This window comes from Kitasatospora sp. NPDC058190 (assembly GCF_042883685.1).
Lineage (GTDB): Bacteria > Actinomycetota > Actinomycetes > Streptomycetales > Streptomycetaceae > Kitasatospora.
The window spans coordinates 1-10,417 of the sequence record NZ_JBHVVI010000060.1; the positions used below are offsets into that span (position 1 = coordinate 1).

The 10,417-nt window shown below is 71.5% G+C and carries 10 protein-coding genes; all 10 read left to right on the forward strand.

Annotated elements, in window-relative coordinates; genetic code table 11:
- Positions 1-257: 257 nt before the first annotated feature.
- On the forward strand, positions 258-701 hold the full coding sequence (locus ACFVWU_RS25515; protein WP_387625146.1) for a Rieske (2Fe-2S) protein: 444 nt from the start codon (positions 258-260) through the stop codon (positions 699-701).
- A 66-nt stretch (positions 702-767) separates the two neighbouring features.
- Complete coding sequence (gene uvrC / locus ACFVWU_RS25520; RefSeq protein ID WP_387625148.1) at positions 768-2,804, forward strand: excinuclease ABC subunit UvrC; 2,037 nt, start codon at positions 768-770, stop codon at positions 2,802-2,804.
- A gap of 118 nt (positions 2,805-2,922) precedes the next feature.
- Entirely contained in the window at positions 2,923-3,807 is an 885-nt protein-coding gene (gene rapZ, locus ACFVWU_RS25525) for an RNase adapter RapZ (RefSeq protein ID WP_270143324.1), read from the forward strand.
- A gap of 64 nt (positions 3,808-3,871) precedes the next feature.
- Positions 3,872-4,957: a uridine diphosphate-N-acetylglucosamine-binding protein YvcK gene (yvcK, locus tag ACFVWU_RS25530; RefSeq protein ID WP_387625227.1), complete on the forward strand. Its 1,086-nt coding sequence runs from the start codon at positions 3,872-3,874 to the stop codon at positions 4,955-4,957.
- Positions 4,948-5,928 carry a DNA-binding protein WhiA gene (gene whiA, locus ACFVWU_RS25535; protein WP_188308910.1) on the forward strand — a complete coding sequence of 327 codons (981 nt, stop codon included), beginning with the start codon at positions 4,948-4,950 and terminating at the stop codon, positions 5,926-5,928. Before yvcK ends, whiA begins: the two co-directional genes overlap by 10 nt.
- 346 nt (positions 5,929-6,274) lie before the next feature.
- A complete protein-coding gene (gap, locus tag ACFVWU_RS25540; RefSeq protein ID WP_380610957.1) occupies positions 6,275-7,279 on the forward strand; it encodes a type I glyceraldehyde-3-phosphate dehydrogenase in 1,005 nt (334 codons plus the stop codon).
- 152 nt (positions 7,280-7,431) lie between these two features.
- Positions 7,432-8,634, forward strand: coding sequence for a phosphoglycerate kinase (locus ACFVWU_RS25545; protein ID WP_387625151.1), 1,203 nt, complete (start codon positions 7,432-7,434; stop codon positions 8,632-8,634).
- A 5-nt stretch (positions 8,635-8,639) separates the two neighbouring features.
- Positions 8,640-9,425, forward strand: coding sequence for a triose-phosphate isomerase (gene tpiA / locus ACFVWU_RS25550; protein ID WP_387625153.1), 786 nt, complete (start codon positions 8,640-8,642; stop codon positions 9,423-9,425).
- Between the two features lie 87 nt (positions 9,426-9,512).
- Complete coding sequence (secG, locus tag ACFVWU_RS25555) at positions 9,513-9,755, forward strand: preprotein translocase subunit SecG (RefSeq protein ID WP_387625155.1); 243 nt, start codon at positions 9,513-9,515, stop codon at positions 9,753-9,755.
- Between the two features lie 205 nt (positions 9,756-9,960).
- A complete protein-coding gene (locus ACFVWU_RS25560) occupies positions 9,961-10,248 on the forward strand; it encodes an RNA polymerase-binding protein RbpA (RefSeq protein WP_030308030.1) in 288 nt (95 codons plus the stop codon).
- Positions 10,249-10,417: the final 169 nt, after the last annotated feature.

Sequence of the window (10,417 nt, forward strand, 5' to 3'; positions counted from 1 at the left end):
GCCCCGGAGCAGATCGCGGCCGTCCCGGAGAGCCACACGGGCAAGTTCCTGCGGGACATCCTGCCGAGCGACTTCGCGGACGCCCCGGTCGCCGCCCCCGCCAAGAAGGCGCCGCGCAAGCGGGCCGCCGCCAAGAAGTAGGCCGGATCGCGCTCCGCCGCTCCCACCCCGGGAGCGGCGGGGCGCGTGCCGCATAGACTTCCACGGGCCCACCGAGCCGTGGCCCGTCCCGCAGTCGAACCGCCAGGAGCGCACCGATGTCCGAGGCCCCCGAGACCAGCCCCGCCACCTCCCGCCGCACCCTGCTCTGCGGGGCCGCGGCCGTCCTGGCGGCCGGTGGCACCGTGGCGGTCACCGGCTGCAGCTCCTCCGCCGGCTCCTCCGCCTCCAGCAGCGCCCCCAAGGGCCCGGTGGACCTCGGCCCGGCCTCGGCGATCCCGGAGGGCGGCGGCAAGGTCTTCCGCGAGCAGAAGATCGTGGTCACCCAGCCGACGGCGGGCCAGTACAAGGCCTTCAGCGCCAAGTGCACCCACGCCGGCTGCATCGTGGACCAGGTCGCCAAGGAGCAGATCCAGTGCCCCTGCCACGGCAGCCGGTTCGGCATCGCCGACGGCGCGGTGCAGGACGGCCCGGCCCCCAGCCCGCTGCCCGCCTACACCGTCACGGTCGAGGGCGGGAACCTCAAGGTCACCCCGAGCTGAAGCAGTTGAGCGCCTCTCGATTGATCTTGCCCCCGCGGCCCCGACCGCACTCGGTACGGTGGACTCATGGCTGACCCGAGCACCTACCGCCCGGCGCCGGGCGCGATCCCGACCTCCCCGGGCGTCTACAAGTTCCGTGACGCCCACGGCCGGGTCATCTACGTCGGCAAGGCCAAGAGCCTGCGCCCGCGCCTGTCGTCCTACTTCCAGGACCTGGCCGGCCTGCACCCGCGCACCGCGACCATGGTCACCACCGCCGCCTCGGTGGAGTGGACCGTGGTCGGCACCGAGGTCGAGGCGCTCCAGCTGGAGTACTCCTGGATCAAGGAGTTCGACCCGCGGTTCAACGTCAAGTACCGCGACGACAAGAGCTATCCGGAACTCGCCGTCACCCTCAACGAGGAGTACCCGCGGGTCCAGGTGATGCGCGGGGCGCACAAGAAGGGCGTGCGCTACTTCGGCCCGTACGGGCACGCCTGGGCGATCCGCGAGACGGTCGACCTGCTGCTGCGCGTCTTCCCCGTCCGCACCTGCTCCAACGGCGTGTTCAAGCGCGCCCGACAGGTCGGCCGGCCCTGCCTGCTGGGCTACATCGGCAAGTGCGCCGCGCCCTGCGTCGGCAAGGTCTCGGCGGACGAACACCGGGCGCTGGCCGAGGACTTCTGCGACTTCATGGCCGGGCGCACCGGCAACTACCTGCGCCGGCTGGAAGAGCAGATGCAGGAGGCGGCCGCGGAGATGGAGTACGAGAAGGCGGCCCGGCTGCGGGACGACATCGGCGCCCTCAAGCGCGCGATGGAGAAGAACGCCATCGTGCTCGCCGACGCCACCGACGCCGACCTGCTGGCCGTGGCCGAGGACGAACTCGAAGCCGCCGTGCAGATCTTCCACGTCCGCGGCGGCCGGGTGCGCGGCCAGCGCGGCTGGGTCACCGACAAGGTCGAGGACGTCGATACTGCCGGCCTGGTCGAGCACGCCCTCCAGCAGCTCTACGGCGGAGGCAACGAGAACGTCCCGCGCGAGGTGCTGGTCCCCGCCCTGCCCGAGCCGGCCGCCCCGATAAAGGACTGGCTCAGCGCCCTGCGCGGCAGCCAGGTCGACCTGCGCATCCCGCAGCGCGGCGACAAGAAGGACCTGATGGCCACCGTGCAGCGCAACGCCCAGCAGGCGCTGGCGCTGCACAAGACCAAGCGCGCCTCCGACCTCACCACCCGCAGCCGCGCCCTGCAGGAGATCGCCGACGCGCTGGAGCTGGACTCCGTCCCGCTGCGGATCGAGTGCTACGACATCTCCCACCTCCAGGGCGAGGACGTGGTCGCCTCGATGGTCGTCTTCGAGGACGGCCTGGCCCGCAAGAGCGAGTACCGGCGGTTCCAGATCAAGGGCTTCGAGGGCCAGGACGACGTCCGCTCGATGCACGAGGTGATCAGCCGCCGCTTCCGCCGCTACCTCCAGGAGCGGGAGCAGACCGGCGAGTGGGCCGTCCCCGAGGAGGAGCCCGAGGCCGGAACCGGCGCCCGGGACGAGGAGGGCCGCCCCAAGCGCTTCGCCTACCCGCCGCAGCTGCTGGTGGTCGACGGCGGCCAGCCGCAGGTCGCCGCCGCCAAGCGCGCCCTGGACGAGCTCGGCATCGACGACGTCGCACTGTGCGGCCTGGCCAAGCGACTGGAGGAGGTCTGGCTGCCCGGCGAGGACGACCCGGTCGTACTGCCGCGCTCCAGCGAGGGCCTCTACCTGCTCCAGCGGGTCCGCGACGAGGCCCACCGCTTCGCGATCAGCTATCAGCGCAACAAGCGTTCCAAGCGACTCACCGCCGGGGAACTGGACTCCGTCCCGGGCCTCGGCGAGACTCGCCGCCAGGCGCTGCTCAAGCACTTCGGCTCGCTGAAGAAGCTCCGGGCCGCCACCGTCGACGAACTCTGCGCGGTACCCGGCATCGGACGCCGCACCGCGGAGACTGTTGCGGCGGCGTTGTCGTCCCGTACACCCGCCGCACCCGCGGTCAACACCGCGACCGGCGAGATCATCGAGGACGGGGCCGAACAGGCTGCCGAGCCGGTGGCCGCAGCACCCCAGACCGCACCATCCCAGGAGACGCCATGACGGCCGACGCCGCCCGTCTGCCGGCGCGCCCCGACTCCGCCCGCCTGCCCGGGACGGAGAAGGGCGGCCGTGCCGTGCGCGTTCTCCCCAGCAGAAAGACCGAGAGCGGGGAACCGAAGTGACCGTGTCAGACGTGGCCGAGAACGCGCCGGAGCTGGTGATCATCTCCGGTATGTCCGGAGCCGGCCGCTCCACCGCCGCGAAGTGCCTGGAGGACCTCGGCTGGTTCGTGGTGGACAACCTGCCGCCGGCCCTGATCCCCACCATGGTCGACCTGGGCGCCCGCTCCCAGGGCAACGTCGCCCGGATCGGCGTGGTCGTGGACGTCCGCGGCCGCCAGTTCTTCGACGACCTGCTCACCTCGCTGGACGAGCTGGAGAAGCGCGGCGTCCGCCTCCGGGTGGTCTTCCTGGACTCCTCCGACGAGGCGCTGGTGCGCCGCTTCGAGAGCGTGCGCCGCCCGCACCCGCTGCAGGCCGACGGCCGGATCGTCGACGGCATCGCCCAGGAGCGCGACCTGCTGCGCGACCTGCGGGGCGAGGCCGACCTGGTGATCGACACCTCCAACCTCAACGTGCACCAGCTGCGCGCCAAGCTGGACGCCCAGTTCGCCGACCACGACGAGCCCGAGCTGCGCGCCACCGTGATGTCCTTCGGCTTCAAGTACGGCCTGCCGGTCGACGCCGACCTCGTGGTGGACTGCCGCTTCCTGCCCAACCCGCACTGGGTGCCCGAGCTGCGGGCCCGGACCGGCACCGACGCGGACGTCGCCGACTACGTGTTCCAGCAGCCCGGGGCCAACGAGTTCCTGAACGGCTACGCCGAGCTCCTCCGGATCGTTACCGAGGGCTACCGGCGGGAGGGGAAGCGCTACATGACGCTTGCCGTAGGCTGCACCGGTGGCAAGCACCGTAGCGTCGCCATGTCCGAGCGTCTGACCAAGCGTCTCATCGCCGACGGAGTCGAGACGGTGCTCGTCCACCGTGACATGGGACGGGAGTAACCGCCGCCTTCCCTGCCGGGCCCCCGGCGGAGCCGGTGGCGGGGCCGAGGAACGCGAGGTGAGTGTGGCGGGATATGTGCCCGGGCGACAGCCGCAGAGCAGGGCCGGCGAACGGGCGGGCAGCCCGGCGCCGGGCCGTCCGCGCAGTAGTCCCGCCCGGGCCAATCCGGCCCCCCGGATCACCGCGCTCGGCGGCGGCCAGGGCCTGTCGGCCTCGCTGTCCGCGCTGCGCCGGCTCACCAGCGACCTCACCGCCGTGGTCACCGTCGCCGACGACGGCGGCTCCAGCGGCCGACTGCGCGAGGAGCTGGGGGTGCTGCCGCCCGGCGACCTGCGCAAGGCGCTGGCCGCGCTGTGCGGGGACGACGACTGGGGCCGCACCTGGTCCGAGGTGATCCAGCAGCGCTTCACCGGCAACGGCGAGCTGGGCGGGCACGCGGTCGGCAACCTGCTGATCGTGGCGCTCTGGGAGAAGCTCGGCGACCCGGTGGCGGCGCTGGACTGGGTCGGCCGGCTGCTGAACGTCCAGGGCCGGGTGCTGCCGATGTCGGCGGTGCCGCTGGACATCGAGGCGAGCGTTCGCGGCCACGACCCGGCCCGCCCCGCCGAGGTCTCGGCCGTCCGCGGCCAGGCCAACGTGGCCGTCACCCCCGGCACCGTGCAGTCGATCCGGCTGCTGCCGGACGAGCCGCCGGCCGTCCCGGAGGCGGTCACGGCGGTCCGCGAGGCGGACTGGGTGGTGCTCGGCCCCGGCTCCTGGTTCACCAGCGTGCTGCCGCACCTGCTGGTGCCCGAGCTGGCCAAGGCGCTGGTCGAGACCCGCGCCCGCCGACTGCTCACCCTCAACCTGGCCCCGCAGCCCGGGGAGACCGAGGGCTTCACCCCGCAGCGTCACCTGGAGGTCATCGCCGACCACGCTCCGGAGCTCGCCGTGGATGCGATCCTGGTGGACGAGCGCGCCGTCTCGGGCGGCGCCTTCGGCCAGGCCGACCTGGCCGGTTTGGAGAAGGCCGCCGAACGGATGGGCGCCGCTCTGGTGCTCGGCACGGTGGCCCGCACCGACGGCACCCCGCGACACGACCCGGAGCTGTTGGCAGCCGCGTACGACCGGATTTTCCGGACACATGGAAGGATCGGGCCATGGCGATGACTCCAGCGGTGAAGGACGAGATCAGCCGGCTCCCGGTCACCCGGGCCTGCTGTCGCAAGGCGGAGGTGTCGGCGATCCTGCGGTTCGCGGGCGGACTGCACATCGTGAGCGGCCGCATCGTGATCGAGGCGGAGCTGGACACCGGGGCGGCGGCACGGCGGCTGCGCAAGGACCTGCTGGAGATCTTCGGGCACTCCTCCGACCTCGTGGTGATGGCCCCCGGCGGGCTGCGGCGCGGCAGCCGCTTCGTGGTCCGGGTGGTCAAGGACGGCGAGCTGCTCGCCCGCCAGACCGGACTGGTGGACGGCCGCGGGCGCCCGATCCGGGGCCTGCCCCCGGCGGTCGTCTCCGGTGCCACCTGCGACGCCGAGGCGGCCTGGCGCGGGGCCTTCCTGGCGCACGGCTCGCTCACCGAGCCGGGCCGCTCCTCCTCGCTGGAGATCACCTGCCCCGGCTCCGAGGCCGCCCTCGCCCTGGTCGGCGCGGCCCGTCGGCTCGGCATCCCGGCCAAGGCCCGTGAGGTGCGCGGCGTGGACCGGGTGGTGATCCGCGACGGCGACGCGATCGGCGCGCTGCTGACCCGCCTCGGCGCGCACGAGTCGGTGCTCGCCTGGGAGGAGCGGCGGATGCGGCGGGAGGTCCGGGCCACCGCCAACCGCCTGGCCAACTTCGACGACGCCAACCTGCGCCGCTCGGCCCGCGCCGCGGTGGCGGCCGGCGCCCGGGTGCAGCGCGCGCTGGAGATCCTCGGCGAGGAGGTGCCCGAGCACCTGGCCGCGGCCGGCCAGCTGCGGATGCAGCACAAGCAGGCCTCGCTGGAGGAGCTGGGCGCGCTCGCCGACCCGCCGCTGACCAAGGACGCGGTGGCCGGCCGGATCCGCCGACTGCTGGCGATGGCCGACAAGCGCGCCGCCGAGCTCGGCCTGCCGAGCACCGAGGCCAACCTGACCGACGAGATGGCGCTCAACTGACGATCACGCTCCGTGAGAGCTCCCGCCCCTTTGACTCGGAGACGAGCGGGCGAGTAACAGGCGAATATCAGTGGCCGGTGTCCGGATGACGGGCACCGGCCGCAGTCGTTTCCGGGCCGGCCCGGAACTCCCGAATTGGTAGAGACCACTGGCTCGCGACCAACTGCCCGCCGGGTCAAGGCCGGACGGCCTGAAATCGGGTTTAGGGTGCGCCACGCCAAGTCTCACGAGGTGGCGCGATGTGCCCTCGTCGCGTCGGGAGGGGTAGGGTCATAGGCGGTCGGGGACTTCCCAAATCTCATCCCCGTCGGCTTCACGCCGGCGTACCTAACGAGGAGATCGGTTCGTGACGATCCGGGTAGGCATCAACGGCTTCGGCCGCATCGGCCGCAACTTCTTCCGCGCGGTCAAGGCCCAGGGCGCGGACATCGAGATCGTCGGTGTCAACGACCTCACCGACACGAAGACCCTGGCTCACCTGCTCAAGTACGACACCACCCTGGGCACCTTCCCGGGCACGGTCTCGCACACCGAGGACAGCATCACCGTCGACGGCCGCACCTTCAAGGTGACCGCCGAGCGTGACCCCGCCAACCTGCCGTGGGCCGCCCTGGGCGCCGACATCGTCGTCGAGTCCACCGGCATCTTCACCAAGGCCGAGGCCGCGAAGAAGCACCTCGCCGCCGGCGCGAAGAAGGTCATCATCTCGGCGCCCGCCACCGACGAGGACGTCACCATCGTCATGGGCGTCAACGACGACAAGTACGACGCCGCCAAGCACGACATCATCTCCAACGCCTCCTGCACCACCAACTGCGTGGCGCCGATGGCCAAGGTGCTGAACGAGAGCTTCGGCATCGTCAAGGGTCTGATGACCACCGTCCACGCGTTCACCAACGACCAGGTGACCCTGGACTTCCCGCACAAGGACCTGCGCCGTGCTCGTGCGGCCTCGCAGAACATCATCCCGACCTCGACCGGTGCCGCCAAGGCGACCGCCCTGGTCCTGCCGGAGCTGAAGGGCAAGCTGGACGGCACCTCGCTGCGCGTCCCGGTCCCGACCGGCTCCATCACGGACCTGGTCGTCACCCTGGAGCGCGAGGTCACCAAGGACGAGGTCAACGCCGCCTTCCAGAAGGCCGCGGAGGGCCCGCTCAAGGGCATCCTGGCCTACACCGAGGACCCGATCGTCTCCTCGGACATCGTCAACGACCCGGCCTCCTGCATCTTCGACTCCCAGCTCACCATGGTCCAGGGCAACCAGGTCAAGGTGCTCGGCTGGTACGACAACGAGTGGGGCTACTCCAACCGCCTCGTCAACCTGACCGCCCTCGTCGGTGAGCAGCTCTGACGCAGTGGGAGCTGACGTGATGTAGGGGCGAGGGCCCGGACGGCGATACTGAGCCGACCGGGCCCTCGCTCCGCGTACAAGGACTTCTCAGGCGGCCCCTGCGCCGTGCCGCCTCTGCGCATCAACCATCTCCCCGGGAGACCGAAGAACCAGTGAAGACCATCGAAGACCTGGACGTCGCCGGCAAGCGCGTCTTCGTGCGCGCCGACCTGAACGTCCCGCTGGACGGCGAGACGATCACCGACGACGGCCGGATCCGCGCCGTCGCGCCGACCATCGCCAAGCTCCTGGAGCGTGGCGCCAAGGTCGTCGTCGCCTCCCACCTCGGCCGCCCCAAGGGCGAGCCGGACCCGAAGTTCTCGCTCGCCCCGGTCGCCACGCGGCTCGGCGAGATCCTCGGCACGAGCGTCACCTTCGCCGCCGACACCGTGGGCGAGAGCGCCGGGGCCGCCGTTGCCGCGCTGGCCGACGGCGAGGTCGTGCTGCTGGAGAACCTGCGCTTCAACGCCGGTGAGACCAGCAAGGACGACGCCGAGCGCAAGGCCTTCGCCGAGCAGCTGGCCGCCCTGGCCGACCTGTACGTGGGCGACGGCTTCGGCGCCGTGCACCGCAAGCACGCCTCGGTCTACGACCTGCCGAAGCTCCTGCCGCACGCCGCCGGCGACCTGATCGCCACCGAGGTCGGTGTGCTGAAGAAGCTCACCGAGGACGTCAAGCGCCCCTACGTCGTCGTGCTCGGCGGCGCCAAGGTGTCCGACAAGCTCGGCGTGATCGACAACCTGCTGAAGAAGGCCGACCGGATCCTGATCGGCGGCGGCATGGCGTACACCTTCCTCAAGGCCAAGGGTCACGAGGTCGGCATCTCGCTGCTGCAGGCCGACCAGATCCCGACGTGCCTGGAGTACCTGGCCGAGGCCGAGAAGCGCGGCGTCGAGTTCGTCCTGCCCGTGGACGTCCTGGTCTCCGCCGAGTTCCCGGACCTCAAGGGCAAGACCCCGGCCAACCCGGACCTCGTCGGCTCGGACGCGATCCCGGCCGACAAGGAGGGCCTGGACATCGGCCCGAAGACCCGCGAGCTGTACGCGGCGAAGCTGGCCGACGCCGGCACCGTGTTCTGGAACGGCCCGATGGGCGTCTTCGAGCACCCGGACTACGCGAACGGCACCAAGGCCGTCGCGCAGGCCCTGATCGACAGCAGCGCGTTCACCGTGGTCGGCGGCGGCGACTCCGCCGCGGCCGTCCGGATCCTGGGCTTCGACGAGAACGCGTTCGGACACATCTCGACCGGCGGCGGCGCGAGCCTCGAGTACCTGGAGGGCAAGACCCTCCCCGGTCTCGCCGCTCTGGAGGACTGAAAACCATGACTGAGCGTCTCCCGCTGATGGCGGGCAACTGGAAGATGAACCTCAACCACCTCGAGGCCATCCAGCACACCCAGAAGCTGGCGTTCGCGCTGGCCGACAAGGACTACGAGGCCGTCGAGGTCGCCGTCCTGGTGCCGTTCACCGACCTGCGCTCGGTGCAGACCCTGGTCTTCGGCGACAAGCTGAAGATCAAGTACGGCTCGCAGGACATCTCGCAGCACGACGGCGGCGCCTACACCGGCGAGGTCTCCGGCCCGATGCTGGCCAAGCTCCAGTGCACCTACGCGGTGATCGGCCACTCGGAGCGCCGCCAGTACCACGGCGAGAACGAGGAGATCGTCAACGCCAAGGTGAAGGCCGCCTACCGGGCCGGGGTCACCCCGATCCTGTGCATCGGCGAGCCGCTGGAGGTCCGCAAGGCGGGCACCCACGTCGAGTACACCCTGGCCCAGCTGGACGGCGCGCTGGAGGGCATCCCGGCCGTGCAGGCCGAGTCCCTCGTGGTCGCGTACGAGCCGGTCTGGGCGATCGGCACCGGCGAGGTGGCCACTCCGGAGGACGCGCAGGAGGTCTGCGCGGCCATCCGCCGGCGGATCGCCGAGCTGTACGACGCCGAGCTGGCCGACAAGGTCCGCGTGCTGTACGGCGGTTCGGTCAAGTCGTCGAGCGCGGCCGGTCTGATGGCCAAGCCCGACATTGACGGCGGCCTGATCGGCGGTGCCTCGTTGGACGCCGATGAGTTCGTCAAGATCGTGCGCTACCGTGAGCAGGCAGTAGGCTAACGCCGCCGCAGCAACGTAGGCTTTGGGGCCGGACCGCCGTACGCGGCCCGGCCCCTTCGCCGAAGATACGAGAGAGTTGGTCCCGTCGTGGTTCTCGGGTTCTCGATTGCCCTGATCATCTTCAGTCTGTTGATGGTCCTGCTGGTGCTGCTGCACAAGGGGAAGGGCGGCGGCCTGTCGGACATGTTCGGCGGCGGCGCGATGTCGACCGGCGGCGGTTCGGCGGTGGCCGAGCGCAACCTGGACCGCATCACCATCGTGGTCGGCCTCGGCTGGTTCGCGTGCATCATCGTGCTGGGGCTGGTCCTCAAGTTCAAGAACCAGGCCTGACACAACCCTGACGCCCCGTCGCCCGAGCGCCTATCCTGGGACGGTCGGGGGCGGAGGCGATGGTGGCGGAAGCTTAAGTCCTGCTTACACTAGGACGACTTTCGCCACCGACGCGCACCGCGGCGGGTCGGCGCACCAGCACGCAGGGAGTCAGACCGTGGCAAGTGGCAACGCCATCCGTGGCAGCAGGGTCGGGGCCGGCCCGATGGGGGAGGCCGAGCGCGGCGAGTCCGCCCCGCGCAACCGGATCTCCTTCTGGTGCGCCAACAAGCACGAGACCCGGCCCAGCTTCGCCGCCGAGGCCGTCATCCCGGACACCTGGGACTGCCCGCGCTGCGGCTTCCCGGCCGGGCAGGACGAGCACAACCCGCCGGCGCCCTCGCGCAACGAGCCGTACAAGACCCACCTCGCCTACGTCCGTGAGCGGCGCACCGACGCCGACGGCGAGGCGATCCTCGCCGAGGCGCTGGCCAAGCTGCGCGGCGAGATCTGACGCGAAGTCCGGACCCGCGAGCGAGCCAACTCGCGAGCCGAGCGCCAAGAAGAGGGGCGGGCCCCCCAACCAACGGGGGGGCCCCAGTAGGGTGGGGGGTTTGGCGCGGGCGGCGGGGGGGGGGGGGGGGGGGTGGCGGGCCGCGCCGCGCGGGGCCGCCACCCCCGGG